The organism is Sphingomonas longa (genome assembly GCF_016892685.1).
In the GTDB taxonomy this organism is placed as follows: Bacteria; Pseudomonadota; Alphaproteobacteria; order Sphingomonadales; family Sphingomonadaceae; genus Sphingomonas; species Sphingomonas longa.
On record NZ_JAFEMC010000001.1, the window covers coordinates 1,022,310 to 1,045,313 of the forward strand.

The window sequence follows — 23,004 nt, forward strand, 5'->3', positions numbered from 1 at the left end:
TCTTAGAACTCCAATCCGGCTTCGCGCGCGGCGTCAGCCAGCGCCTTGACGCGGCCGTGATAGAGGAACCCGCCGCGATCGAAGACGACCTGCGTCACGCCGGCCGCCAGCGCTGCCTCCGCGACGCGCTTGCCCACCGCCGTGGCGGCCGACATGTTCGCACCCGACTCGTCGCGCGCGGTCAGCGTCGACGCCGCGGCGACGGTGTGACCCGCCGCATCGTCGATCACCTGGGCGTACATGTGCTTGCCCGAACGATGCACCGACAGCCGCGGACGGCTGCCCGAACGCGCACGGAGCGCGGTGCGGTTGCGCCGACGGCGCTTCTCGAAAAGAGAGAGACCCTTGGTCATTACTTCTTCTTCCCTTCCTTGCGGAAGATGAACTCGCCGTCATACTTGATGCCCTTGCCCTTGTACGGCTCGGGCTTGCGCCAGCGGCGGATTTCGGCGGCCAGCTGGCCGACCTTCTGCTTGTCGGCGCCCGAGATCTCGACCGTCGTGTTGTCCGGCGTCTTGACCTCAAGACCCTCCGGCACGGCGATGTCGACGTCGTGGCTGTAGCCGAGCTGCAGCTTCAGGTTGCGGCCCTGCGCGGCGGCACGATAGCCGACGCCCGTGATGAGCAGCTTCTTGGTGAAGCCCTCGGTCACGCCGGTGACGAGGTTCGCAACCAGCGTCCGCTGCATGCCCCAGAAGGCCCGCGCCTGCTTGGTGTCGTTCGCCGGCTGCACCGAGATGCTGCCGTCTTCGACCGAGTAGCTGATCTCGTCGCGCATCGCGAGCGTCAGGGTGCCCTTGGGGCCCTTTACGCTCATCGTCTTGCCGTCGATGCTGGCAGTCACGCCGGCCGGAACCGGAATCGCCTTCTTACCGATGCGGCTCATCAGAACACCTCCGCGAGCACTTCGCCGCCGACGTTCTGCTCGCGCGCTTCCGCGTCGGACAGGACGCCGTTCGGCGTGGAGACGATGGTGATGCCCAGGCCGTTCATCACCCGCGGCAGCTCCTGGCTGCCCGAGTAGACGCGACGACCGGGCTTCGAAACGCGCGCGACGTGCTTGATCGCGGGCTGACCCTCGAAATACTTGAGCTCGATGCGCACGCCGGCGGCGGGGCCCATCTGCTCTTCGGAATAGCCGCGGATGTAGCCTTCGCGCTGCAGCACGTCGAGGACGCGCACGCGCAGCTTGGACGCGGGCGACAGGACGGAGTCCTTCTTCGCGCGCTGGCCATTGCGGATGCGGGTGAGCAGGTCACCCAGAGGATCGGTCACTGCCATGATAAATCCTTACCAGCTCGACTTCGTGACGCCGGGGATCAGGCCCTTGTTGGCCAGATCGCGCAGCTGGATACGGCAAAGCCGGAACTTGCGGTAATAGGCGCGCGGGCGACCGGTCGTCTCGCAGCGATTGCGGATACGGGTCGGGTTCGCGTTGCGCGGCAGTTCCGCCATCTTGAGGCGCGCGATGAGACGCTCGGTCTCGTCGAGCGACTGGTCGTTGGCCGTAGCCTTCAGCTTCGCGAGCTTCGGGGCATACTGCTTCACGAGCTTCTTGCGACGCTCGTTCTTGTTGATCGAACTCAGTTTCGCCATTGGACTTAAGCTCTTCCTTGGATGCCCTCCCCCGCCGAAGCGGAGGGAGGGGGTAGATGTCAGGCCGCCTGCTTCTCTTCGGCGGCTTCCTCGATCGGGAACGGGAACCCGAACAGACGGAGCAGCTCGCGCGCCTCGTCGTCCGTCTTCGCCGTGGTGGTGACGATCACGTCCATGCCGCGCACCTTGTCGATGCGGTCATAGTTGATCTCGGGGAAGATGATCTGCTCCTTGATGCCGCAGGCATAGTTGCCGCGACCGTCGAAGCTCTTGGGGTTCAGCCCGCGGAAATCGCGAACGCGCGGCAGCGCGATCGTGATGAAACGGTCGAGAAACTCGTACATGCGCTCGCGGCGAAGGGTGACCTTCACGCCGATCGGCATGCCTTCGCGCAGCTTGAACTGAGCGATCGACTTCTTTGCCTTGGTGATGACGGGCTTCTGGCCGGCGATCAGTTCCATCTCGGACGCGGCCTGATCGACGCGCTTCTTGTCCTGCGTGGCTTCGCCGACACCCATGTTCAGCACGATCTTCTCGATCCGTGGAATCTCGAGCGCGTTCTTGTACCCGAACTTCTCGGTCATCGCCGCGACGATACGATCGTCGTAGATGCCCTTCATCCGGGGCTTATAAGCTGCATCAGCCATCGATCTTGTCCCCCGTCTTCACGGCCACGCGGACCTTCTTGCCGTCCTGCGTCTCGAATCGGACGCGAGTCGGCTTGCCGTCGGCGGTCACGTGCGCGACCTTGCTGACGTGAAGCGGCGCTTCCTTCGTGACCTTGCCGCCCTGCGGGTCGGCTTGGGTCGGCTTGGTGTGGCGCACGACGGTGTTGACACCCTCGACCACGACCTTGCCATCCTTTGGCATCGACAGGGTGACCGTACCGGTCTTGCCCTTGTCCTTGCCGGACAGGACGACGACGCGGTCGCCCTTCTTGATCTTTGCGGCGCCCATTACAGCACCTCGGGCGCGAGCGAGATGATCTTCATGTGCTTCTTGCCACGCAACTCGCGCACGACCGGGCCGAAGATACGGGTGCCGATCGGCTCCTCGTTCTTGTTGACCAGGACGGCGGCGTTGCCGTCGAAGCGGATGGTCGAGCCATCGGCACGGTGGATGTCCTTGGCGGTGCGGACGATGACGGCGCGATGCACGTCACCCTTCTTCACCTTGCCGCGCGGCTGTGCTTCCTTGATGCTGACGACGATGATGTCGCCGACCGATGCCGTGCGGCGCTTCGAGCCACCCAACACCTTGATGCACTGCACCCGCTTCGCGCCGCTGTTGTCAGCGACGTCGAGATTGGACTGCATCTGGATCATGGATCCGTATCCCTTCTCTTCATCTGGGGCCGATTGCTGACCGGCACCCGCCTAAAACAATGACCCCCGGCACGGGCGCAGCCCGAACCAGGGGGAGCGGTCCGATAACCGCCCCGCGGGGAAAAAGCAACGCCCTTCCCCGCTGTCGCCCTGGCCTGAACCAGGGACTTCGAATCACATCCGAACCTTTTGCGATCCCGGCATCTACCGGGCGACGCGGGGTTCAGGCGTCGACGTCGACCCGCTCGGGAGTCGCATGCGTATTGACGCGATCGAGCACCTTCCAGGTCTTCAGCTTGGAGATCGGAGCGACCTCCTCGATCCGGACCGTCTCACCCTGCTTGTACTCGTTGCTCTCGTCGTGAGCGTGGTACTTCTTGGAGCGACGGATGATCTTGCCGTAGAGCGGGTGCTTGACCTTGCGCTCGACGTTCACAACCACGGTCTTGTCGCCCTTGTCGGAGACGATCAGGCCGGTCAGCACGCGCTTTGGCATGTGCCTAAATCCTTACTTGGCCGACGCAGCGGCGGAGCGCTGGGCCTGCATGGTCTTGATGCGCGCGATGTCGCGACGGACCTCGCGGACGCGGCTCGGCTTCTCGAGCTGGTTCGTCGCCGCCTGGAAGCGGAGGTTGAACTGCTCGCGCTTCAACTGGCCGAGGCTCTCGCCGAGCTGGTCGTCGGACTGGCCGGTGAAATCGGTCTTGGCCATGATTACTCGCCTCCGAGGTGCGAGGTGTCGCCCAGACGGGCAACGACCTTGGTCTTGATGGGGAGCTTCATGGCCGCGCGCTCGAAAGCCTCGGCGGCGATCTTGCCCTCGACACCGTCGAGCTCGAACAGGATCCGGCCCGGCTTGACGCGGGCGGCCCAGAACTCCGGCGATCCCTTGCCCGAGCCCATGCGGACTTCGGCCGGCTTCGACGAGACCGGAACGTCCGGGAAGATGCGAATCCACAAACGCCCCTGGCGCTTGATGTGCCGCGTGATCGCGCGGCGAGCCGCCTCAATCTGGCGTGCGGTGATCCGCTCCGGCTCCATCGCCTTCAGGCCATAGGCGCCGAAGTTGAGGCTGGTGCCACCCTTGGCGTCGCCATGGATGCGGCCCTTGAAGGCCTTGCGGAATTTGGTGCGCTTTGGCTGCAACATGTCGTGTCAGTCCTTAACGACGGTCGTCGCGCGCCGGGCGCACGCCGGAGGTCTGAGCCTCCATCATGAGCCGGTCGGTCGCCATCGGGTCGTGGCCGAGGATCTCGCCCTTGAACACCCACACCTTGACGCCGCAGACGCCGTACGACGTGTGCGCCGTGGCTTCGGCGTAATCGATGTTCGCGCGCAGCGTATGAAGCGGAACGCGGCCCTCACGGTAGCTCTCGGACCGTGCGATTTCCGCACCGCCAAGGCGGCCACCGCAATACACGCGGATGCCATCGGCACCCAGGCGCATCGCCGACTGCACCGCGCGCTTCATCGCCCGGCGAAACGCGATACGGCGCTCCAGCTGGTCGGCGATGCCCTGCGCGACGAGGCGGGCGTCCACCTCGGGCTTGCGGATCTCGACGATGTTGAGCGAGACGTCGGACGAGGTCATCGCCCCGATCGTCTTGCGCAGCTTCTCGATATCCGTGCCCTTCTTGCCGATGATGACACCGGGGCGGGCGGCGAAGATCGAGATGCGGCACAGCTTGGCCGGACGCTCGATCACCACCTTGGAGATCGCCGCCTGCGGCAGCGTCTTCATGATGTACTGGCGGATCTTCAGATCCTCCAGCAGCAGACGGCCATAGTCCGCGCCTTCGGCGAACCAGCGGCTGTCCCAGGTGCGGTTGATCTGCAACCGCATCCCGATCGGATTGCTCTTGTGACCCATTACGCTTCTTCCTGCTCGCGCACGACGATGCGCAGACGGCTGAACGGCTTCAGGATGCGGGTGGACTTGCCACGGCCGCGGGTCGCGAAGCGCTTCATGGTGATCGACTTGCCGACCGACGCCTCGGCGACGACGAGCGCGTCGACGTCGAGGTTGTGGTTGTTCTCCGCATTGGCGATGGCCGAAGCCAGAACCTTGCGCGCGTCGACCGCCATGCCCTTCGTGGAAAAGGCCAGGATGTTCATCGCGTCCGACGCCTTGCGGCCTCGGATCAGACCGGCGACCAGGTTCAGCTTCTGCGCCGAGCCGCGAATCTGCGTGCCGACGGAGAGGGCTTCCTTCTCGCCGACCTTGCGGGGGGAGACTGGCTTGCTCATCAGCGCTTGCCCTTCTTGTCGGCCGCGTGACCCGGGAAGTAGCGCGTCGGCGCAAACTCACCCAGCTTCATGCCGACCATGTCCTCGTTGACCGATACCGGCACGAACTTGCGACCATTGTAGACGCTGAACGTCAAACCGACGAACGACGGCAGGATGGTGGAACGACGCGACCAGGTCTTGATCGGTGCACGGCCACCGGCATCCTGCGCGGTTTCCGCTTTCTTCAGAAGGCTCAGTTCGACGAACGGGCCCTTCCAGACTGAACGAGCCATGAGTTAGCCCTTCCTCTTCGTCGAATGACGCGACCGGATGATCATCTTGTCGGTCGACTTGTTGTGACGGGTGCGCGCACCCTTCGTCGGCTTGCCCCACGGGGTAACCGGATGACGGCCACCCGAGGTCCGGCCTTCACCACCGCCGTGCGGATGGTCGACCGGGTTCTTGGCGACGCCGCGGGTCAGCGGACGCTTGCCCATCCAGCGCGAACGCCCGGCCTTGCCGAGGTTCTGGTTCTGGTTGTCCGGGTTCGACACCGCACCGACCGTCGCCATGCACTCGCCGTGGATGTAACGCTGCTCGCCCGAGTTCAGGCGGACGATCACCATCCCGCGATCGCGACCCACGACCTGCACGTACGTGCCGGCCGAACGGGCGATCTGGCCACCCTTCATCGGCTTCATCTCCACGTTGTGGACGATGGTGCCGACCGGGACCTGACCCAGCTCCATGGCGTTGCCCGGCTTCACGTCGGTCTTCTTCGCCGCGAGCACCTTGTCACCGACCGCCAGACGCTGGGGTGCGATGATATAGGCCTGCTCGCCATCGGCGTAGCTGACGAGCGCGATGAACGCCGTGCGGTTGGGATCGTACTCCAGCCGCTCGACCGTACCCTCAGCGTCCCACTTGCGACGCTTGAAGTCGATGTAGCGGTACTTCTGCTTGTGACCACCCGCGATGCCGCGGCTGGTGACGTGGCCCTTGTTGTTGCGGCCACCGGTCTTGTTCTTGCCCTCGACGAGCGCCTTGACCGGCTTGCCCTTCCAGAGCTGCGACTTGTCGACGAGAATCAGGCCGCGGCGGGCCGGACTCGTCGGGTTGTACTGCTTGAGTGCCATGATCCCTTAGACCCCCGTCGTCACGTCGATCGACTGACCGTCGGCGAGCGTGACGATCGCCTTCTTCACGTCGGACTTCGTGTAGGGCACGCCCTTCCACTTCTTGGTCTTGCCCTTCTGGACGATCGTGTTCACGCCAAGCACCTTGACGTTGAACAGCGCCTCGACGGCCGCCTTGATCTCGGGCTTGCTCGCATCGTGAGCGACCTTGAACACGACCGCATTGTGCTCGCTGAGCAGGGTCGTCTTCTCGGTGATGTGCGGCGCGACGATCACGTCATAGTGACGGTTGTCGATCGCGGCTTTCTGCGGCTTAGCCATTGAAGCGCGCCTCCAGCTTCTCGACCGCGGCGCGCGTGAGCACCAGCGTGTCTGCCTTGATGATGTCGTAGACGTTGGCGCCGGCTGCCGGCAGCACGTCCACTTCGTGAAGGTTGCCGGCGGCGAGTGCGAAGCTCGTCTCGACGGCGTCGCCGTCGATGACCAGCGCGCGCTTGCCCCAACCGAGCTTCGCGAGATCGCCCTTCAGCGTCTTGGTCTTGTTACCCTCGACCGAGAGGCTGTCCATGACGAACAGCGAGCCGGCCTTGGCATGGCTCGACAGCGCCATCTTCAGACCCAGCATCCGCACCTTCTTGTTCAGGCCGGGATTGAAGTCGCGAACGCGGGCGCCGTGAGCCTTACCACCGCCGATGAAGACGGGAGCGCGGCGATCGCCGTGACGTGCCGTACCGCCACCCTTCTGACGGCCGAACTTCTTGCCGGTGCGCGCGACATCGGCGCGCTCGCGAGTGCCGCGGGCGGTGCCGCGACGCTTTTCCAACTGCCAGGTGACGACACGGTGCAGGATGTCGGCGCGCGGATCGAGGCCGAAGACCTCGTCGTTGAGCTCGATGTCCTGACCGTCGGTACCGGCGAAGGACTTGACGGTGACCTTCACTTCTTAGCCCTCCTGGCCGGTGGATGCTTCCGGCGCGGGTGCGGCGTCAGCGTTGTTGTTGGCGGCGGTCTTCAGACCGGCGGGCATCGGCGCATCGGCGTGGCGAGCGGTCTTCACCGCGTCCTTCACGAACAGCCAACCACCCTTTGATCCAGGCACGGAGCCCTTCACGAAGATCAGGCCACGCTCGACGTCGGTCGAGACGATCTCGAGGTTCTGCTGGGTGCGATACTTATCACCCATGTGGCCGGCCATCTTCTTGTTCTTGAAGACGCGACCCGGATCCTGACGCTGACCGGTCGAACCGAGCGAGCGGTGCGAAACCGAGACACCGTGCGTCGCGCGCAGACCACCGAAGTTCCAGCGCTTCATGCCGCCGGCGAAGCCCTTACCCTGGGTGCGACCCTGAATGTCGACGAGCTGGCCTGCCACGAAGTGATCCGCCGCAAGCTCGGCACCGACATCGAGGAGATTGTCCTCGGTCACACGGAACTCGGCGAGAATCGCCTTTGGCTCGACCTCGGCCTTGCCGAAGTGGCCGCGCTGCGGCTTGGCGACGTTCTTGGCTTTCGCAACGCCAGCACCAAGCTGAACGGCGGTGTAGCCATCGGTATCGGTTTCGCGACGGGAAACGACCTGAAGCCCTTCGAGCTGCAAGACGGTGACGGGCACGTGGCGGCCGTCGTCCTGAAACAGGCGGGTCATCCCCAACTTCTTCGCGATCACGCCGGTACGCATGATCCATACTCCTCACAGAGGCACCGGAGGACCATTCCTTCGGTGCGTGCCGGACCCGTCGAAGAAAACCCTCGACGGAATTCCTAACCCGGAAATACGAAGCGAGCCCCCGTCCCGGGCTGGTGTTCCTGCGCTTTCCCGAACGGGAGGCTGTAGAAACGGACGGGAGACGCTGTCCCGGCAACCGAGGCCGCCGGCGGTATCTCACACATCACCGCTGCGGGACGATTCGTCTACCGCAGCGAAGATGCACGCGCTTAGGCGAGCTTGATCTCGACGTCAACGCCTGCTGCGAGGTCAAGCTTCATCAAAGCGTCGACAGTTTGCGGCGTCGGCTGCACGATGTCGAGCATCCGCTTGTAGGTGCGGACCTCGAACTGCTCACGCGACTTCTTGTCGATGTGCGGGCCACGGTTGACCGTGAACTTTTCGATGCGCGTCGGAAGCGGAATCGGACCGCGGATAAGCGCGCCGGTGCGGCGGGCCGTGTCGGCGATGTCGCCGGTCGCCTGATCGAGCACGCGATGGTCGAACGCCTTCAGACGAATGCGGATGTTGCTGTCCATGATCCCTACCGATGCGAAAGAGCGGGGCGTCTCATGCGATCGTGACCGGCCGAACGCCGGACGACAGCCGCATGGCCGCCTCTTGCTGGTTGATACGTCGAATATGTCGAGCCGGCGGTGGAACCCGCCATGCCCCGCGAACGGAGCCTCTACTAAAAGCGAACGGCCGACCCCGGTTGCCCGGGGCCGGCCGCTTGCAAGGCGCTAGCCTATATTACTTGGTGATGGCGCTGACAACCCCGGCGCCGACCGTGCGTCCACCCTCACGGATGGTGAAACGCTGGCCGATATCCATGGCGATCGGCGCGATCAGCTTGATGCCGAGCGAGACGTTGTCGCCGGGCATGACCATCTCGGTGCCCTCGGGCAGTTCGACGGTGCCGGTCACGTCCGTCGTACGGAAGTAGAACTGCGGACGATAGTTGGCGAAGAACGGCGTGTGACGGCCACCCTCTTCCTTCGACAGCACGTACACCTCCGACGAGAAGTCGGTGTGCGGCTTGATCGAGCCAGGCTTGCAGAGAACCTGGCCACGCTCGACTTCGTCACGAGCGACGCCGCGGATCAGCGCACCGACGTTATCGCCGGCCTGACCCTGGTCGAGCAGCTTGCGGAACATTTCGACGCCGGTGACGGTGGTCTTGCGGACCTCCGGGTGGATGCCGACGATCTCGACTTCCTCACCGACCTTGACGATGCCCGTCTCGACGCGGCCCGTGACGACCGTACCGCGACCCGAGATCGAGAACACGTCCTCGATCGGCATCATGAACGGCTTGTCGAGCGGACGCTCCGGCTGCGGGATGTAGTCGTCGACGGCGGCCATCAGTTCGAGGACGGCGTCCTTGCCGAACTTGTCGTTCGAACCGGACAGCGCGCAGGTCGCCGAGCCCTTGATGATGGGAATGTCGTCGCCAGGGAACTCGTACGAGCTCAGCAGCTCGCGGATTTCCAGCTCGACCAGCTCTAGGATTTCCTCGTCGTCGACCAGATCCACCTTGTTCATGAACACGACCATCGCCGGAACGCCGACCTGACGAGCGAGCAGGATGTGCTCGCGGGTCTGCGGCATCGGGCCATCGGTAGCCGACACGACCAGAATCGCGCCGTCCATCTGGGCCGCGCCGGTGATCATGTTCTTCACATAGTCGGCGTGGCCGGGGCAATCGACGTGCGCGTAGTGGCGGTTCGTCGTCTCGTACTCGACGTGCGCGGTCGAGATCGTGATGCCGCGCTCACGCTCTTCCGGAGCCTTGTCGATGTTGGCGAAGTCGACGGCAGTACCGCCGGTCGTCTCTGCCAGCACCTTAGTGATTGCGGCCGTCAGCGACGTCTTGCCATGGTCGACGTGACCGATGGTGCCGATGTTAAGGTGCGGCTTGTTCCGCTCGAATTTCGCCTTTGCCATTTCTTCCTACCTTCTGATTCGAATCCGCTGCCGCATCCGGTGCACCGCGAACGCGGCCCCATAGCGACTGTTTTCGGGTTGCGCCAGCCCGGCGCGGAACGGGACCCCGCTCCGCGCCCGATCGACGATTAGGCCAGCTTCGCCTTGATCTCGTCGGCGACGTTGGTCGGAACTTCGTCATAGTGCGAGAACTGCATCGAGTACTGCGCACGACCCTGGGTGAACGAACGCAGCTGATTGACGTAGCCGAACATGTTGGCCAGCGGAACCATGGCCTCAACAGTCTGCGCATTACCGCGGCTGTCGGTGCCTTGGATCTGGCCACGACGGCTGTTCATGTCACCGATGACGTCGCCCAGATAATCTTCCGGGGTCACGACCTCGACCTTCATGATCGGCTCGAGCAGCTTGATGCCGGCCTTCTGTGCCGCTTCGCGCATCGCACCGCGGGCGCAGATTTCAAACGCCAGCGCCGACGAGTCGACGTCGTGGTACGCACCGTCGTACAGGTGAACTTCGAAATCGATGATCGGGAAGCCGATCAGCGAACCCGACTCCGCCGTCTCGCGCATGCCCTTCTCGACGGAGGGGATGTACTCCTTCGGGATGTTGCCGCCCTTGACCTCATCGAAGAACTGGAAGCCCGTGCCACGCTCGCCAGGAATGACGGTGAGCTTGACACGACCAAACTGACCCGAGCCGCCCGACTGCTTCTTGTGGGTGTAGTCGATGTCGACCTTCTTCGCGAGATACTCGCGATACGCCACCTGCGGCGCGCCGACGTTCGCCTCGACCTTGAACTCACGCTTCATGCGATCGACCAGGATTTCAAGGTGAAGCTCGCCCATGCCCTTGATGATCGTCTGGCCCGATTCGGGGTCAGAAGACACACGAAACGACGGATCTTCGCGAGCGAGACGATTGAGCGCGACGCCCATCTTCTCCTGATCGGCCTTGGTCTTGGGCTCCACCGACAGCTCGATGACGGGCTCGGGAAACTCCATCCGCTCCAGGATGATCGGATCGCCAATCGCGCACAACGTGTCGCCCGTGGTCGTATCCTTCAGGCCCGCCAGTGCGACGATGTCGCCCGCGAAAGCCTCCTGAATGTCCTCACGGCTGTTCGCATGCATCAACAGCATGCGACCGACCTTTTCCTTCTTGTCCTTGACCGAATTCGTGACCTGCGACGCGGCCTCGAGCTTGCCCGAGTAGATGCGCGCGAAGGTCAGCGTACCGACGAAGGGATCGTTCATGATCTTGAACGCCAGCGCCGAGAACGGCTCGCTGTCCGACGACGGACGCTCGTCGGGCGTTACGCCGTCGAGCTTCAGACCCTGAATGGCGGGGACATCGAGCGGCGAAGGCAGATAGTCGACCACGGCGTCGAGCAGGGGCTGCACGCCCTTGTTCTTGAATGCCGAGCCGCACACGACCGGCACGAACGCCATGCTGAGCGTACCCTTGCGAATCAGCTTCTTCAGGTCCGCGGTGCTCGGCTCGTTGCCCTCGAGATAGGCCTCCATCAGGTCGTCGTCCTGCTCGACGGCCATCTCGATCAGGTCGCTACGATATTTCGCAGCCTTCTCGGCCATATCGGCTGGAATGTCCTGATATTCGAACTTCGCACCCAGGCTCTCTTCGAGCCAGATGATCGCGCGGTTCTCGACGAGATCGACCAGACCCTTGAAGCCCCCCTCCATGCCGATCGGCAGGTACAGAACCGCCGGGCGCGCACCGAGGCGCTCGATGATCGAGTTCACGCAGAAGTAGAAGTCGGCGCCGGTGCGATCCAGCTTGTTGACGAAGCACATGCGCGGCACGCCGTACTTGTCGGCCTGGCGCCACACGGTCTCCGACTGCGGCTCGACGCCGGCAACGCCGTCGAAGCAGGCGACCGCGCCGTCGAGCACGCGCAACGAACGCTCGACCTCGATCGTGAAGTCGACGTGGCCGGGCGTGTCGATGATGTTGATGAGGTGCTCTTCGCCCTTACCCTCTTCGGCGCGCCACTTGCACGTCGTCGCGGCGGACGTGATCGTGATCCCGCGCTCCTGCTCCTGCTCCATCCAGTCCATCGTCGCCGTGCCTTCGTGCACTTCGCCGATCTTGTAGGACTTGCCGGTGTAGTAGAGGATGCGCTCCGTCGTCGTCGTCTTACCGGCGTCGATGTGCGCCATGATGCCGATGTTGCGATAGCGATCGAGCGGATGGCTGCGGGCCATGATCGTGGTTTCCTTAGCGATGTGGGGAGCGCAGCTTCCGCCGGCTCCCCACGATATAGGTTACAGGTCTGAGGCTTCCAAGCCTACCAGCGCCGCCTTACCAGCGGTAGTGCGAGAAGGCGCGGTTGGCTTCGGCCATGCGATGCGTGTCTTCGCGCTTCTTGACCGCGTTGCCGCGGTTGTTCGACGCGTCGAGAAGCTCGCCCGACAGCCGTGCCGCCATCGTGTTCTCGCTGCGCGCCCGGGCAGCGGTGATCAGCCAACGAATCGCCAACGCCTGAGCACGCTCCGGACGAACCTCGACGGGGACCTGATAGGTCGCGCCACCAACACGGCGCGAACGCACCTCGATGCCCGGCTTGATGTTGTTCAGTGCGTCATGGAACACACCGAGCGGTTCGCGCTTGGCGCGCTGCTCGACCGTCTCCATCGCGCCGTACACGATCAGCTCGGCGACGGACTTCTTGCCGTCATACATGACGGAGTTCATGAACTTGGAGAGAACCTCATCACCGTACTTGGGATCCGGCAGGATGATGCGCTTCTCTGGGCGACGACGACGTGCCATTTCAAAAACCTTTCTAACTTCAGCCTGATGGTCGAGCCCCCGCGGAGGAGGCCAACCGGCTTACTTCGGACGCTTGGCGCCGTACTTGGAGCGGGACTGGCGACGATCCTTGACGCCCTGCGTATCGAGCACGCCGCGCAGGACGTGGTAGCGAACGCCGGGGAGATCGCGAACGCGGCCGCCGCGGATCAGGACCACCGAGTGCTCCTGAAGATTGTGGCCTTCGCCTGGGATGTAGCTGATGACTTCGCGCTGGTTGGTCAGGCGAACCTTCGCCACCTTGCGCAGAGCCGAGTTCGGCTTCTTCGGGGTCGTCGTGTAGACGCGGGTGCAGACGCCGCGCTTCTGCGGGTTCTGCTCCATCGCAGGGACCTTCGACTTGGCCTTCTGCGGGTCGCGGCCCTTGCGGACCAGCTGGTTGATCGTGGGCATTGAAGCCTTCACCTCTTGACTGGGTTACTTTGCTGGAGCCGTCACAGCACCTAAGAATACAAAAAGGGGCATAGGTGGATTGCACCACCCGGCCCGCGATCCGCATCCAGCAATGTTCAAGCCTCCGCGGGATGATCCAACGGACGCGGTCGTGCCTATACGCGGGTGCCCCTCAGCGGTCAACGGGACTCTCTTCCCGCGGCGGTGCCCTCGCCAGTGACGAAGCGTTAACCACATCGGCGCAGAGCCGGGCGCATGAGCACGCCTATCCTCGCCCCCGACACGCCCACTCCGACGACGGCGTTCGCGCGCCACCTGCCGGTCGCGGCGGTCGGCATGGCGCTGTACCTGCTGCTGTGGCCGATCATGACCAGCGATGTCGAGGGAAGCTTCACTCCTTGGCTGGAACATATCGCCAGGCTGGGTCCTGCCCGCGCCTTTTCGGCACCTTTTGGAGATTACGCGCCGCCCTATCTTTACCTGCTGACGCTGGCCTCGCCGCTGGTCGGGATCGTACCGTCCGACACGATCGTGAAGTTGGTGTCGCTGAGCGGCACGTTGTTGATGGCCGGGGCGGTCTGGCGGCTGTTGCGCGCCATGAACGCCCCTCATCCCGAACGGCACGCGCTCTATGCACTGCTCCTGCCCGGCGTGCTGATGAATACTGCGCTGATGGCGCAATGCGATGCGCTCTACGCCGCGCCGACAGTCATGGCAGTCGCTGCCGCGTGGCAGCATCGGCACCGGTCGATGTTCCTGTGGTGCGGGCTGGCCGTCGCCGTGAAGCTGCAGGCTATCCTGATCGCACCGTTTTTTCTGGCAGTCGCCATCCAGCGGCGGATGCCGCTGCACTGGTGGCCGCTCGCTCCGGCCGCTCTCGCGCTGGCCAACCTGCCGGCAGCGCTCGCAGGCTGGCCGGTCGGCGATCTGGCAATGGTGTATTTTCGGCGGACGACCTTCTACCCCGAATTATCGCGTAACGCGCCGAATATCTGGGCGATCCTCCAGGCCATGCCTGGACTGGACGTCGTCGTCGCAGCGCGCATCGCCAACATCGCTGCGATCGTGGTTTCGGTCGCGTATGTCTCATGGGTAGTCCGACGCCCGATCGAGGGACGACGGTTGCTCGCCGCTGCTGCGCTCGCCCCGATGCTGACGGTGGGCCTGCTGCCGCACATGCACGAACGCTTCTTCTACGTGTCCGACGTGCTGATCTTCGTGTGGGCCGTCGTCGGATCGAGCCGTGATCGCTGGACCGCAGCACTGGTGCAGGCGGGGTCCTTCCTCGGGATCATGGCCTATGGCAACGGCACCGAGCAGCTTGCGATGCTCGGCGCTCTTGCAATGTTGGAAGCGACGCGGCAAATAGTCCGCTCACTCGCATCCGAATCCTTGCCTTTTCAGAGGGTGGGGAGATGGGTTGGGGTGTAGGGGTGTAGCTCAGTTGGTTAGAGCGTCGGTCTCCAAAACCGAAGGCCCTCGGTTCGAGTCCGAGCTCCCCTGCCATTGTCCGGACGGTCGTTCCCGGACAGCCATGACGGCCACCGCGATGAGCATGAACCGGACGGTGTCAGTCGAGGGTGACGGTGTCGCCCGGCCGCGACGTCGTGAACCGGTGAGCGAGTTCGCTGCGCAACAGGGGCAGGTTCGACGAGAGCACTTCGGGTCCGGTACGCTGGACCGTGTCGCGCAGTCGTTGCGCCCGCACTAGGCAGCGCACCGTTCCCATCTCCGTCACCGCATCGAAGATCAGGTCGGTTCCCGCCCACCGGGCACTTTCAAAATCAGCGTTCCAGTACAACGGTTTAGCGCCCCATTCCGTGCCGTCACGGCAGGGGTGGCGCAGCACGGACGACCGCGCAATCGCGATCTGCGGACGCGTTATCCTACGTTTTTGCAGACCCGGCGAACCTAACCTGCCTTTAGATGAATATGGGGAAATCGGAGCGCGCGATCAGTTCCTGCATGCGGCTCCAGTTCAACCGCCGGTCACTAAGTTCATAGACGATGAAGAGTCGCGGCTGTTCGGCGGGATCGATCTCCTTCGCCCGCGCCAGCATCTCGCACAGCTGCCCGCGCGCCAGCAGGGTATCGCCCGCCCCGCGCACCGCGTTCATTCGACACAGGCACACGCCCGCCCACCAGTCCAGCTTCGGCATTCGTTCAATATCAATTCGTTGCGGTTCTTTCCTCTGGTAGGCCGGGCTCCAGGCGGGCGCGACGGGCGAACGCCCCCTCACCTGTCCCAGAACGGGACCAGGATGCCTGTCGGTATCCGGCCCGGGCGTCGCGGTCCGCAGCCCCGCCGCCAGAATATCCCTACCGAACAAAGCACTGGCGAGGACGCGGCAGACTGTGCCACCACGGCTTGGGTCCAACGGAGTCCACCGATGCGCGCCACCGCCTATGCCTGTTTGTCCTTCGCCTGCGTCGCGTTCGGCACGATCGCCGCATCCCCATCGGTCGCCGGCGCGAGATCGGCACCCGCGCAGGGTGCTACGCTCGATCCGCGCACCGCGATCTACGAGTTGCGGACCTATTACGCGGCACCGGGCAAACTCGCGGCGCTCAATACCCGTTTCCGCGAGCATACGCTGGGGCTGTTCGCACGGCACGGCATGACCAATGTCGCCTACTGGAACGAACAGCCATCCAAGGATTATCCCGATGGTCGCGTCATCTATGTCCTGGCCTATCCGACTCGGGCAGCGCGCGAAGACGCGTGGAAGGCGTTCGGCAGCGATCCGGAATGGCGCGCGGTCGCGGCCGCGTCGGAGGCGGACGGCAAGCTGGTGGCGAAGGTCGACAGCGTCTTCATGACGATGACAGACTATTCGCCGGTCCTCACCCTGCCCGCCCCGACCCTGCCGACTCCAACCCTGCCAACCCCGGCGCGATGACGCGACCGATCAATCGGTCCGCCTTTCCTCAAATGCTGCATCGCTCGCCGCGGCGACATCGACCGGTAAAACCAGGTTAACGTTGCGCCCGGTGGCGCTGGGTAGGTTTCCGTTGCCCTAATCAAAGGGTTACAGGGGACTGCCATGAAAACGACGACTTGGCTTGCTGCCGTAGCAGCCACCAGCCTGATGGCCACGCCGGCCTTCGCCGCCGACTTCTTCCTGACGGTGGGGCCGGGAACAAGTTCGACCGACTTCGGCAATACCGGCACGGGATCGGGGACCATCTTCGACCGGTACATCTTCACCGTTCCCGATGGTCTGGCGAACGGGCTGATCGGATCGATCGCGCTCAACGCGGGCCTCGACGTCGACCTGACCTCGGTCTTCCTCGACGACAAGGCGTTCGACGTGATCCTGACGGACGGGACGGAATTGCAGACGCTGTCGTGGACCGACCTGACCGCGGGCGAGCACGTCATCACGGTCAACGGCACCTGGGGCACGGCAGGCGGCTCCTATGCCGGCACGCTGAACTTCGAGCCGACCGCGGTGCCGGAGCCGGCGTCGTGGGCGTTGATGATCGCGGGCGTCGGCATCGCCGGGGGCACGCTGCGCCGTCGTCGCGCCGTGCGGACCACCGTGCGGTTCGCCTGACCGACCTACCGGGTCCGCCCGGTCGGACGGCCGGCAGCGGGCGAACGGAAGGCCGCCGATCCACGGATCGGCGGCCTTTGCGCGTTCGCCGCCACGGCGGGTGCGTTGCCCGGCCTTGCCTTCGATGCCTCACGCGGTTATCTGCACATCCCATCCGACAGCGAGGATGTGCGCGCGCCGGTTCCTCCAGGTGGGGAAGCGGTGGCGGGTTCATGTCCCGCGATCGGTCGTTCATCACGAACGAACACACAGGAAAACCAGACGTGGCGAAGACGACCCCCATCGAATTCATCAACCAGGTCCAGGCCGAACGTAAGAAGATCACGTGGCCGACGTGGAAGGAAACGTGGATGACCGGCCTGATGGTCGTCATCATGACCACGATCCTCGCGCTGTTCTTCCTGGGGGTGGATTCGTTCTTCAACGCGGTGGTTTCCGCGCTTCTCAAGCTCGCGCAGTAAGGACTGGCATGGCCCGCTGGTATATCATCCACGCCTATTCTGGTTTCGAGGGCAAGGTCCGCGATTCGATCATGGCGGAGGCGACCCGGATGGGTCTCGACCGGCTGGTCGAGCAGATCGAGGTCCCGACCGAAACCGTGACCGAAGCCCGTCGCGGCAAGAAGATCGCGGTCGAGCGCAAGTTCATGCCCGGTTACGTGCTGGCGAAGCTCGACATGAACGATCAGGTCTACCACCTGGTCAAGAACACGCCGAAGGTGACCGGCTTCCTGGGCGCGATGGGCAAGCCGCAGGCGATCAGCGAGGCCGAGGCCGCGCGGATGCTCCAGTCGAAGGAAGAGGCCGCCGCCGCCCCGAAGACCAAGGTCAAGGTCGATTACGAGATCGGCGACGCGGTCAAGGTGCTGGAAGGCCCCTTCGCCAGCTTCAACGGCACTGTCGAGGGTCTCGATTTCGACAAGTCCAAGGTCAAGGTGTCGGTGTCGATCTTCGGTCGCGCCACGCCGGTGGAACTGGACTTCGAGCAGGTCGAACGCTCGAAGTAGTTTTCGGTTTTTTGGTGGTGATGCGGGAAGCCGGTGCGGGAGCGCCGGCTTTTTGCGTTTGCGGGGGTGCGGGGTGGGTTTTCGTTGGTTCGGACGGTAGTCCGCTGGACCGGGCTCATGAGGGCGGGTCAGCGGCGGCTGCGGGCAACATTACCGCTGTAGCGGGATGAAAACGTTCGGACGTCCGTAACTGGTAGAAATCGGACATTCTCTCACCGAGTGGATTCGTGCGGCAACCGGCAGATGGTCACCTTCGCGCCCTTGGTACACTCGTCGAACGCAGCCTCGTTGCGTGATCCTCTGGTTCCGCGTACCCGTCATCTCAGGGTTAGGGACATTGGCGTTCGAGCGGTGTAGTCGCCGATCATGTCAGTCTCGCCTCCTCAAGAACGCGCCCAGGTACTTGACTTTTTCCTTGCGGAAGGCCGGGCGATCCTTGCTGCCCAGACACGCGCGCTCGATGCAGTAATTCATGACATGTCAATGCTGGATCCTGATCAAGAACGGCTTGAGCTGCGGATTCCATTGCTGATGCTGCAGGCGGTTGGCGTGTCCATCCACAGCGTACTGGCTTTAACGACGACGCGCAGTATGGCTATTCGGGACTGCTTTGGCATCAGCAGATCTGCGGTTGAGACAGCAGTTAATGAAGCGTTTATTTGCGTGACGGGTGTCGACGAGGCCCGCCGTTCCGACCGGTACATGCGTCAGAAACGTTGGCGCGACCTCAATAGAGAGGGAACGATCGGTGATCTTCGCATCTCCACGTCCCGTGACATTAAGCAAACGGTCGCGGATTTTCCTGGACTCCAAGAAGCACTAGATGAATTCACCGACCGGAAGGGGCGGGAAAAGCGTAGTTGGACCTCGTTGTCGATCGAGGAACGTATCGCGGCCATCCTCAAGGTTAATCATAAAGCTGCCATTGCCTTTGGATCAGCCCTGTTCGGTATTTATCGTCCCGCATCCGAACTTCTTCACGGCAGCTATTATGGGGTCAACTTTTTTTGGCAGGGAAGCCGCGCTAAACCTGCTAAGATGAGGGAGGAATTTGACGAACTGTGGTCGGCTGATCACTTTGCCACTCTCCTGTCATGCTTATTCTTCTGCGTGACGGGTGCAATCGAGACGGTAGCGGCAGTCTGGTCGTTGCCCCACCACCTGAGATCACAGTCCGAATTGGTACAACGCCTCGGCCAGCTTCTCGACGTCATGCACGATACCGATCCTGATCCGGATGATGGGGACAAATTTGCTGCCCGCCCCCGATAGATAGACGCAGGAACGACGCCTCGCTCTGATCGTCCTTTTCCGCCGATCTTAGAGAGCAAGTCGCCTGCATCGGACCCGCGTTAGAAGCCGTCTGTATATCCGCCGTTGGGCGATTGTGTTGAAAAACTTGCACCCGCTGCTTGCCGCGCGAATTTTAGGGCAATATTGATTCAAACAGGCCGGCAGCCGTAAATCTCTGGTACGCCGTCGGCAGTCTTCGGATTTGATTATTGCCAGCGAATGCTAGGTGTCGAGGTTTTCAACACAATCGGGCGTAAGCGGACGTTCGCGGGCACGGTGGATTGCGGAACGACTGCTTCAGATCAGCACTTCAGCAATGCTTCAGGTCATAGCCGCACTGCGGATGAGGTAGGCGGCGCGAGCGCGTGTGGCGAGAAGGGCTTCGATACGCCCGGCCCGAACGGATCGAGGCCCCCCACCTCCGTTCGCCCTGAGCTTGTCGAAGGGCTTCTCTCCGGCAGTCCACCGCCTGTGGAAAGCGGCCCTTCGACAAGCTCAGGGCGAACGGTAGAGGGGGATCAGCGCTTCGGCAGGCCCAGAATGAACGCGTCGAGGCGTTGGAGGGCGATGGCGATCTCGTCGGCTTCGTCGGGGAGCGGTTCGACTGGTCGGGCGATCGGCTGCTCGGTCGGCTGCGGCGTCTGGACGACAGCGCTTTTCGGGCGCGGGCGCGTCCGGGGCGGTTTCGGCGTCAGCACGACCTGATCCAGCGCGGGCAGGTTCGGCGCGGGGGGTTCGTGTTTGGTGCGGCGGGCGAAGGCGTCGAGGCGGGCGATCGCGATGGCGTTCTCCTCCTCTTCCTGCATGACGCGTTGCGTGGCGCGGGTGGCGGCGACGCGGGCTTGCCACGCCTCGCGGGTTTCGGCCGGGAGCTTGCGCGAGGCGGGGCGCTCGGCGGCGTGGCGGGCGGAGCGGTCGTGGAGTTGCAGGAGCATGATCGCCTGTTCGGGCGTCATCGACGGGATCGGCGGCGGGTCGTTGCGGCGCCACGCGTCGTCGCGGGCGGACGCGGGGTCGAAGCTTTCGATCAATGCCATCTCGATGCGTTCGCGCGCGGTCTTCAGCGCCATCCGCATCTCGCGCGCGAAGGCGGGGCTGGCGTCGCGGCGGGCGTAGAAGGCGGAGTGGGAGAAGCCGGCGGCCTTGGCGGCGAGGCGGATATTGGCGGTGGCGGACAGGGCCGCGAGGAACGCCTGTTCGTGCTCGGTGGTGAGTTGGCGACGAGCCGGGGCGCGGAGCTGGAGGTAGCCGGCGCGTTTGCGGATGAGGCGGGGTGCGTTGGCGTCGGTGGTGGAGGGCGTGATGTCGCGCGCGTTCAGGCGGGCGGCGGCGAAGGCGAGCGCGGCGTCCCATTCGGCGGCGAAGGCGGGGTGCGCGTTGCGGCGCTTCGTGAAGCGGGCGCGGTGGGCGCCGAGGTCGCGCGCGGCCTGGCGGACGTTGCCGGTGCGGCGCAGGAGGCGGAGGAAGGCGGCGTTCTCTAGCGCCTGTTCGCGGGTGGGGGCTCTGGGCATGGGGCGAGCGTCGGCCGGGTTTTCCAACATCGCAAGGGGGTGTGGGTCGCGTCGGGGTGGGGGTGCGTGTCTCCCCTCCCCTTCGGGGTTGGGGCGGTGCCGCGGGTTGTTCTACCCCTCCCCCTTTCAGGGGAGGGGCCAGAGGGAGTTCAGCGGCCGCCGGGGGGCAGGTTGGTTTCGAGGTAGTTGGTCATCAGCGTGTAGAGGTGGAGCGTGGTATTCTCCTTCTCGCTGATCGAATGGGTGCGGTCGGGATAGGCCATCATCGAGAATTGCTTGTTCGCGCCGATGAGCTTGTCGGCGAGCTGTTCGGTGTTCTGATAGTGGACGTTGTCGTCACCGGTGCCGTGGATGACGAGGAGGTTGCCCTTCAGGTTGGCGGCATAGGTGATCGGGGAGCCGTCGCGGAAGCCGGTGGGGTTGTCCTTGGGCAGGCCCATGTACCGCTCCTGATACACGGTGTCGTACAGCGTCTGGTCGGCGACGGGCGCGACGGCGATGCCGGTCCTGAACAGGTCGGGGAAGCGGAACATCGCGTGGAGCGTGCTCGACCCGCCGCCGCTCCAGCCCCAGATGCCGACGCGGGACGGGTCGATATACGGGCGGTCGGCGAGCAACTTGCGGACGCCGGCGGCGACGTCGATCGGGCCGAGGACGCCGATCTGGCGGTAGATGACCTTGCGCCACTCGCGGCCGCGCGGGGCGGGGGTGCCGCGGGGGTCGATGCTGGCGACGATATAGCCCTTCTGGGCGAGCATCCGGTGCCACATCGCGCCGCGCCCGCCCCAGCGATCGGCGACGGTCTGGCCGGCGGGCTCGCCATAGACCTGCACGAGCAGCGGGTATTTCTTTGCGGGGTCGAAGTTCGCGGGGCGGATGATCCACGCGTCGAGCATCAGGCCCTTGCCGACGTCGAGGCGCGTCATCTCCGTCTTCGGCAGGCCGGACTTGGCGACGGTGTCCTGGATCGCGGCGTTGCGGGCGAGGATGCGGGCGCTGCGCTGAGTCTGGAGGTCGACGATCTCGGTCATCGGCACGGTGTCGAAGCGCGAGACGGTGTGCTTGGCCCAGTGCGCGCCGGGGGCGATGTCGTAGCTGTTCCAGCCGGCCTGCGCGGAGGGGGTGACGCGCTCGACGCGGGGTTTGCCGGACAGGGCGGCGCGGTAGAGGTAGAGCTGCGTCGGGTTGTCGGGCGAGGCGGTGAAATAGGCCCAGCCGCTCGCCTCGTCGATGGTCAGCAGGTCGACCACGTCGAACTTGCCGGGGGTGCGCAGTTCCAGCCGCTTGCCGTCGCGCGAGGCGACGTAGAGGTGCCGCCAGCCGTCGCGCTCGCTCATCCAGGTGAAGCCGGCGTCGTTGCGGAGCCATTCGGGAGCCGCGTTCGCCTCGACCCAGGCGGCGTCCTTCTCCACGAACAGCGGCGTCGTCGCTCCGGTGGCGGGGTCGCCGAGCATCACCTGATAGGTGTTCTGGAGGCGGTTCGCATATTGGATGAAGACGCGGCCGGACTTGCCCGCCCAGCTCATCTGCGGGACGTAGTTCTGGCGCGGGTCGCCCTGGAGCTTGAACCACGTCGTCTCGCCGCCGGACACGTCGACCGCGCCGACGCGGACCGCAGAGTTCGCGGTGCCGGCCTTGGGGTACTGGAGCGGGATGACCTTCGAATACTGGCCTCCGGTGTTCTGGATCATGTCGAACGTGCCGACGCCCGACGTGTCGAAGCGCCAATAGGCGAGTTTGCGCGAATCAGGGCTCCACGCGAATGCCTTGCGCAGGCCGAATTCCTCTTCGTACACCCAGTCGCCGACGCCGTTGACGATCAGGTCCGACCCGTCGCGCGTCAGCCGCTGCGGCGTGCCGCCGCCTGCTGGTTCCACGTAAAGGTCGTTGTCGCGGACATAGGCGATGCGGCTGCCGTCGGGGGAGAACTCGGCGTACATCAGCGTCTGCGGCGCGGCGTCGCCACCCATCTTGCGCAGGCTCTTCGCGTCGAGGTCGAGCAGCCAGTAATCGCCGTACGCATTGGTGCGGCGGAAGCGCTTGGTGTTGGTAGCGACGAGCATGCGGCGTTCGTCGGGGGAGAAGCTGTATTCCTCGATCGACACGGGCTTGCCCGTCGCCTTGTCGACGAGGTCCTTCGCCGACACGACGACGCGGCGGTTCTGGCCGGTGACGTCGTAACGGACGAGGTCGCTGCCGTCCTTCACGTCCTTCGCCGGCTCGATCGCGAGATAGCCCTGCCCGTCCTTCGTCCACTCGCCGGTGGCGCTGCTCTCGCCGCGGACCGCGCTCTTGCCGAAGATCGTCTCGATCGTGAGCGGGGCCGCGGTTTGCGCGAAAGCGGGGAGCGGCGCGAGCAGCAGGGCGAGCGTGACGAGCGCGGAAGAACGCATGGATTGTACCCCCGGATATACGATTGTTGCGCGGACAGTAGCGGCGGAATCCCGCCCCGCAAGCGGATTGCTTTTTGCGGA

At 64.3% G+C, this 23,004-nt stretch carries 32 protein-coding genes and 1 tRNA gene; 7 read left to right on the forward strand and 26 right to left on the reverse strand.

Translation table 11 applies throughout. From position 1 onward, the window contains the following. Positions 1–2: 2 nt before the first annotated feature. From rplR to rpsL, 22 genes are all read right to left on the reverse strand, one after another. On the reverse strand, positions 3–353 hold the full coding sequence (gene rplR / locus ILT43_RS04945; RefSeq protein WP_204195576.1) for a 50S ribosomal protein L18: 351 nt from the start codon (positions 351–353) through the stop codon (positions 3–5). Then, positions 353–886, reverse strand: a complete 534-nt coding sequence (rplF, locus tag ILT43_RS04950) for a 50S ribosomal protein L6 (protein WP_204195577.1) — start codon at positions 884–886, stop codon at positions 353–355. The genes rplR and rplF overlap by 1 nt, the downstream gene beginning before the upstream one ends. Next, complete coding sequence (gene rpsH, locus ILT43_RS04955) at positions 886–1,281, reverse strand: 30S ribosomal protein S8 (RefSeq protein WP_055845506.1); 396 nt, start codon at positions 1,279–1,281, stop codon at positions 886–888. Before rpsH ends, rplF begins: the two co-directional genes overlap by 1 nt. 9 nt (positions 1,282–1,290) lie before the next feature. Continuing rightward, positions 1,291–1,596, reverse strand: coding sequence for a 30S ribosomal protein S14 (gene rpsN / locus ILT43_RS04960; RefSeq protein WP_055845511.1), 306 nt, complete (start codon positions 1,594–1,596; stop codon positions 1,291–1,293). A 59-nt stretch (positions 1,597–1,655) separates the two neighbouring features. Continuing rightward, the gene (gene rplE / locus ILT43_RS04965) at positions 1,656–2,243 is read right to left on the reverse strand and encodes a 50S ribosomal protein L5 (protein WP_211534359.1); all 588 of its coding nucleotides are present in this window, start codon (positions 2,241–2,243) and stop codon (positions 1,656–1,658) included. Then, the gene (gene rplX, locus ILT43_RS04970; protein ID WP_204195579.1) at positions 2,236–2,553 is read right to left on the reverse strand and encodes a 50S ribosomal protein L24; all 318 of its coding nucleotides are present in this window, start codon (positions 2,551–2,553) and stop codon (positions 2,236–2,238) included. Before rplX ends, rplE begins: the two co-directional genes overlap by 8 nt. Then, positions 2,553–2,921: a 50S ribosomal protein L14 gene (gene rplN, locus ILT43_RS04975; RefSeq protein ID WP_017979484.1), complete on the reverse strand. Its 369-nt coding sequence runs from the start codon at positions 2,919–2,921 to the stop codon at positions 2,553–2,555. The genes rplX and rplN overlap by 1 nt, the downstream gene beginning before the upstream one ends. A 223-nt stretch (positions 2,922–3,144) precedes the next feature. Beyond that, positions 3,145–3,417: a 30S ribosomal protein S17 gene (gene rpsQ, locus ILT43_RS04980; RefSeq protein WP_055845520.1), complete on the reverse strand. Its 273-nt coding sequence runs from the start codon at positions 3,415–3,417 to the stop codon at positions 3,145–3,147. A gap of 12 nt (positions 3,418–3,429) precedes the next feature. Beyond that, a complete protein-coding gene (rpmC, locus tag ILT43_RS04985; RefSeq protein WP_055845523.1) occupies positions 3,430–3,633 on the reverse strand; it encodes a 50S ribosomal protein L29 in 204 nt (67 codons plus the stop codon). Between the two features lie 2 nt (positions 3,634–3,635). Continuing rightward, positions 3,636–4,070 (reverse strand): 50S ribosomal protein L16, encoded by a 435-nt coding sequence (rplP, locus tag ILT43_RS04990; RefSeq protein ID WP_055845527.1) that lies wholly within the window; start codon positions 4,068–4,070, stop codon positions 3,636–3,638. A gap of 13 nt (positions 4,071–4,083) precedes the next feature. Next, positions 4,084–4,791 carry a 30S ribosomal protein S3 gene (gene rpsC, locus ILT43_RS04995; RefSeq protein WP_055845529.1) on the reverse strand — a complete coding sequence of 236 codons (708 nt, stop codon included), beginning with the start codon at positions 4,789–4,791 and terminating at the stop codon, positions 4,084–4,086. After that, positions 4,791–5,168: a 50S ribosomal protein L22 gene (rplV, locus tag ILT43_RS05000; RefSeq protein ID WP_055845534.1), complete on the reverse strand. Its 378-nt coding sequence runs from the start codon at positions 5,166–5,168 to the stop codon at positions 4,791–4,793. Before rplV ends, rpsC begins: the two co-directional genes overlap by 1 nt. Beyond that, the gene (gene rpsS / locus ILT43_RS05005) at positions 5,168–5,443 is read right to left on the reverse strand and encodes a 30S ribosomal protein S19 (RefSeq protein WP_204195580.1); all 276 of its coding nucleotides are present in this window, start codon (positions 5,441–5,443) and stop codon (positions 5,168–5,170) included. The genes rplV and rpsS overlap by 1 nt, the downstream gene beginning before the upstream one ends. Before the next feature lie 3 nt (positions 5,444–5,446). After that, the gene (rplB, locus tag ILT43_RS05010; RefSeq protein WP_055845538.1) at positions 5,447–6,286 is read right to left on the reverse strand and encodes a 50S ribosomal protein L2; all 840 of its coding nucleotides are present in this window, start codon (positions 6,284–6,286) and stop codon (positions 5,447–5,449) included. A gap of 6 nt (positions 6,287–6,292) precedes the next feature. Beyond that, complete coding sequence (locus tag ILT43_RS05015; RefSeq protein WP_204195581.1) at positions 6,293–6,607, reverse strand: 50S ribosomal protein L23; 315 nt, start codon at positions 6,605–6,607, stop codon at positions 6,293–6,295. Continuing rightward, the gene (rplD, locus tag ILT43_RS05020; protein ID WP_204195582.1) at positions 6,600–7,226 is read right to left on the reverse strand and encodes a 50S ribosomal protein L4; all 627 of its coding nucleotides are present in this window, start codon (positions 7,224–7,226) and stop codon (positions 6,600–6,602) included. The genes ILT43_RS05015 and rplD overlap by 8 nt, the downstream gene beginning before the upstream one ends. A 3-nt stretch (positions 7,227–7,229) precedes the next feature. Continuing rightward, positions 7,230–7,964: a 50S ribosomal protein L3 gene (gene rplC, locus ILT43_RS05025; protein WP_204195583.1), complete on the reverse strand. Its 735-nt coding sequence runs from the start codon at positions 7,962–7,964 to the stop codon at positions 7,230–7,232. A gap of 257 nt (positions 7,965–8,221) precedes the next feature. Next, positions 8,222–8,530, reverse strand: coding sequence for a 30S ribosomal protein S10 (rpsJ, locus tag ILT43_RS05030; RefSeq protein ID WP_007406109.1), 309 nt, complete (start codon positions 8,528–8,530; stop codon positions 8,222–8,224). A 214-nt stretch (positions 8,531–8,744) separates the two neighbouring features. Beyond that, positions 8,745–9,938 (reverse strand): elongation factor Tu, encoded by a 1,194-nt coding sequence (gene tuf, locus ILT43_RS05035; protein WP_055845552.1) that lies wholly within the window; start codon positions 9,936–9,938, stop codon positions 8,745–8,747. Between the two features lie 128 nt (positions 9,939–10,066). Continuing rightward, complete coding sequence (fusA, locus tag ILT43_RS05040; protein WP_204195584.1) at positions 10,067–12,163, reverse strand: elongation factor G; 2,097 nt, start codon at positions 12,161–12,163, stop codon at positions 10,067–10,069. Positions 12,164–12,260: 97 nt separating this feature from the next. Then, positions 12,261–12,731: a 30S ribosomal protein S7 gene (gene rpsG / locus ILT43_RS05045; protein ID WP_204195585.1), complete on the reverse strand. Its 471-nt coding sequence runs from the start codon at positions 12,729–12,731 to the stop codon at positions 12,261–12,263. 60 nt (positions 12,732–12,791) lie between these two features. Then, positions 12,792–13,163: a 30S ribosomal protein S12 gene (rpsL, locus tag ILT43_RS05050; RefSeq protein ID WP_019516007.1), complete on the reverse strand. Its 372-nt coding sequence runs from the start codon at positions 13,161–13,163 to the stop codon at positions 12,792–12,794. Between the two features lie 255 nt (positions 13,164–13,418). Here rpsL and ILT43_RS05055 point away from each other — a divergent pair, with 255 nt between their 5' ends. Both ILT43_RS05055 and ILT43_RS05060 read left to right on the forward strand, forming a co-directional pair. Continuing rightward, on the forward strand, positions 13,419–14,594 hold the full coding sequence (locus tag ILT43_RS05055; RefSeq protein ID WP_204195586.1) for a glycosyltransferase 87 family protein: 1,176 nt from the start codon (positions 13,419–13,421) through the stop codon (positions 14,592–14,594). Next, positions 14,593–14,669 (forward strand) — tRNA-Trp (locus tag ILT43_RS05060). Before ILT43_RS05055 ends, ILT43_RS05060 begins: the two co-directional genes overlap by 2 nt. 64 nt (positions 14,670–14,733) lie before the next feature. On the opposite strand, the gene ILT43_RS05065 is transcribed toward ILT43_RS05060, so the two are convergent. Together ILT43_RS05065 and ILT43_RS05070 are read right to left on the reverse strand one after the other, a co-directional pair. Beyond that, positions 14,734–14,964: a hypothetical protein gene (locus tag ILT43_RS05065; protein ID WP_204195587.1), complete on the reverse strand. Its 231-nt coding sequence runs from the start codon at positions 14,962–14,964 to the stop codon at positions 14,734–14,736. 121 nt (positions 14,965–15,085) lie between these two features. Beyond that, a complete protein-coding gene (locus ILT43_RS05070) occupies positions 15,086–15,322 on the reverse strand; it encodes a hypothetical protein (RefSeq protein WP_204195588.1) in 237 nt (78 codons plus the stop codon). 231 nt (positions 15,323–15,553) lie between these two features. Between ILT43_RS05070 and ILT43_RS05075 the strand changes: the two genes are divergently transcribed. From ILT43_RS05075 to ILT43_RS05095, 5 genes are all read left to right on the forward strand, one after another. Next, positions 15,554–16,063, forward strand: coding sequence for an NIPSNAP family protein (locus ILT43_RS05075; protein ID WP_204195589.1), 510 nt, complete (start codon positions 15,554–15,556; stop codon positions 16,061–16,063). Between the two features lie 144 nt (positions 16,064–16,207). Next, the gene (locus ILT43_RS05080; protein WP_204195590.1) at positions 16,208–16,720 is read left to right on the forward strand and encodes an FxDxF family PEP-CTERM protein; all 513 of its coding nucleotides are present in this window, start codon (positions 16,208–16,210) and stop codon (positions 16,718–16,720) included. Positions 16,721–16,983: 263 nt separating this feature from the next. Beyond that, positions 16,984–17,181 (forward strand): preprotein translocase subunit SecE, encoded by a 198-nt coding sequence (secE, locus tag ILT43_RS05085; RefSeq protein ID WP_055846117.1) that lies wholly within the window; start codon positions 16,984–16,986, stop codon positions 17,179–17,181. A gap of 8 nt (positions 17,182–17,189) precedes the next feature. Next, positions 17,190–17,726, forward strand: coding sequence for a transcription termination/antitermination protein NusG (nusG, locus tag ILT43_RS05090; RefSeq protein ID WP_055845572.1), 537 nt, complete (start codon positions 17,190–17,192; stop codon positions 17,724–17,726). A gap of 366 nt (positions 17,727–18,092) precedes the next feature. Further along, positions 18,093–18,998: a DUF5677 domain-containing protein gene (locus ILT43_RS05095; protein ID WP_204195596.1), complete on the forward strand. Its 906-nt coding sequence runs from the start codon at positions 18,093–18,095 to the stop codon at positions 18,996–18,998. Positions 18,999–19,537: 539 nt separating this feature from the next. Here the strand turns inward: ILT43_RS05095 and ILT43_RS05100 are convergent. Both ILT43_RS05100 and ILT43_RS05105 read right to left on the reverse strand, forming a co-directional pair. Further along, positions 19,538–20,530, reverse strand: coding sequence for a hypothetical protein (locus tag ILT43_RS05100; RefSeq protein ID WP_204195604.1), 993 nt, complete (start codon positions 20,528–20,530; stop codon positions 19,538–19,540). Between the two features lie 149 nt (positions 20,531–20,679). After that, positions 20,680–22,923, reverse strand: a complete 2,244-nt coding sequence (locus ILT43_RS05105) for a S9 family peptidase (protein WP_204195608.1) — start codon at positions 22,921–22,923, stop codon at positions 20,680–20,682. Positions 22,924–23,004: the final 81 nt, after the last annotated feature.

What these genes read in the sequence shown, in the direction of transcription:
- rpsC (WP_055845529.1), bottom strand. Translation starts at nt 4,791, where the DNA reads ATGGGTCACAAGAGCAATCCGATCGGGATGCGGTTGCAGATCAACCGC.
- rpsL (WP_019516007.1), bottom strand. Translation starts at nt 13,163, where the DNA reads ATGCCCACGATCAACCAGCTGGTCCGCAAGGGCCGCGACCCGCAGAAG.
- rplR (WP_204195576.1), bottom strand. Translation starts at nt 353, where the DNA reads ATGACCAAGGGTCTCTCTCTTTTCGAGAAGCGCCGTCGGCGCAACCGC.
- rplN (WP_017979484.1), bottom strand. Translation starts at nt 2,921, where the DNA reads ATGATCCAGATGCAGTCCAATCTCGACGTCGCTGACAACAGCGGCGCG.
- ILT43_RS05075 (WP_204195589.1), top strand. Translation starts at nt 15,554, where the DNA reads ATGCGCGCCACCGCCTATGCCTGTTTGTCCTTCGCCTGCGTCGCGTTC.
- rpsH (WP_055845506.1), bottom strand. Translation starts at nt 1,281, where the DNA reads ATGGCAGTGACCGATCCTCTGGGTGACCTGCTCACCCGCATCCGCAAT.
- ILT43_RS05055 (WP_204195586.1), top strand. Translation starts at nt 13,419, where the DNA reads ATGAGCACGCCTATCCTCGCCCCCGACACGCCCACTCCGACGACGGCG.
- ILT43_RS05080 (WP_204195590.1), top strand. Translation starts at nt 16,208, where the DNA reads ATGAAAACGACGACTTGGCTTGCTGCCGTAGCAGCCACCAGCCTGATG.
- rplB (WP_055845538.1), bottom strand. Translation starts at nt 6,286, where the DNA reads ATGGCACTCAAGCAGTACAACCCGACGAGTCCGGCCCGCCGCGGCCTG.
- tuf (WP_055845552.1), bottom strand. Translation starts at nt 9,938, where the DNA reads ATGGCAAAGGCGAAATTCGAGCGGAACAAGCCGCACCTTAACATCGGC.
- rpsJ (WP_007406109.1), bottom strand. Translation starts at nt 8,530, where the DNA reads ATGGACAGCAACATCCGCATTCGTCTGAAGGCGTTCGACCATCGCGTG.
- rplP (WP_055845527.1), bottom strand. Translation starts at nt 4,070, where the DNA reads ATGTTGCAGCCAAAGCGCACCAAATTCCGCAAGGCCTTCAAGGGCCGC.
- rpmC (WP_055845523.1), bottom strand. Translation starts at nt 3,633, where the DNA reads ATGGCCAAGACCGATTTCACCGGCCAGTCCGACGACCAGCTCGGCGAG.
- rpsQ (WP_055845520.1), bottom strand. Translation starts at nt 3,417, where the DNA reads ATGCCAAAGCGCGTGCTGACCGGCCTGATCGTCTCCGACAAGGGCGAC.
- rplV (WP_055845534.1), bottom strand. Translation starts at nt 5,168, where the DNA reads ATGAGCAAGCCAGTCTCCCCCCGCAAGGTCGGCGAGAAGGAAGCCCTC.
- ILT43_RS05015 (WP_204195581.1), bottom strand. Translation starts at nt 6,607, where the DNA reads ATGGCTAAGCCGCAGAAAGCCGCGATCGACAACCGTCACTATGACGTG.
- rplF (WP_204195577.1), bottom strand. Translation starts at nt 886, where the DNA reads ATGAGCCGCATCGGTAAGAAGGCGATTCCGGTTCCGGCCGGCGTGACT.
- ILT43_RS05100 (WP_204195604.1), bottom strand. Translation starts at nt 20,530, where the DNA reads ATGCCCAGAGCCCCCACCCGCGAACAGGCGCTAGAGAACGCCGCCTTC.
- rpsS (WP_204195580.1), bottom strand. Translation starts at nt 5,443, where the DNA reads ATGGCTCGTTCAGTCTGGAAGGGCCCGTTCGTCGAACTGAGCCTTCTG.
- ILT43_RS05105 (WP_204195608.1), bottom strand. Translation starts at nt 22,923, where the DNA reads ATGCGTTCTTCCGCGCTCGTCACGCTCGCCCTGCTGCTCGCGCCGCTC.
- fusA (WP_204195584.1), bottom strand. Translation starts at nt 12,163, where the DNA reads ATGGCCCGCAGCCATCCGCTCGATCGCTATCGCAACATCGGCATCATG.
- rplX (WP_204195579.1), bottom strand. Translation starts at nt 2,553, where the DNA reads ATGGGCGCCGCAAAGATCAAGAAGGGCGACCGCGTCGTCGTCCTGTCC.
- ILT43_RS05095 (WP_204195596.1), top strand. Translation starts at nt 18,093, where the DNA reads ATGTCAGTCTCGCCTCCTCAAGAACGCGCCCAGGTACTTGACTTTTTC.
- rpsG (WP_204195585.1), bottom strand. Translation starts at nt 12,731, where the DNA reads ATGGCACGTCGTCGTCGCCCAGAGAAGCGCATCATCCTGCCGGATCCC.
- nusG (WP_055845572.1), top strand. Translation starts at nt 17,190, where the DNA reads ATGGCCCGCTGGTATATCATCCACGCCTATTCTGGTTTCGAGGGCAAG.
- rplE (WP_211534359.1), bottom strand. Translation starts at nt 2,243, where the DNA reads ATGGCTGATGCAGCTTATAAGCCCCGGATGAAGGGCATCTACGACGAT.
- rplC (WP_204195583.1), bottom strand. Translation starts at nt 7,964, where the DNA reads ATGCGTACCGGCGTGATCGCGAAGAAGTTGGGGATGACCCGCCTGTTT.
- ILT43_RS05070 (WP_204195588.1), bottom strand. Translation starts at nt 15,322, where the DNA reads ATGCCGAAGCTGGACTGGTGGGCGGGCGTGTGCCTGTGTCGAATGAAC.
- rpsN (WP_055845511.1), bottom strand. Translation starts at nt 1,596, where the DNA reads ATGGCGAAACTGAGTTCGATCAACAAGAACGAGCGTCGCAAGAAGCTC.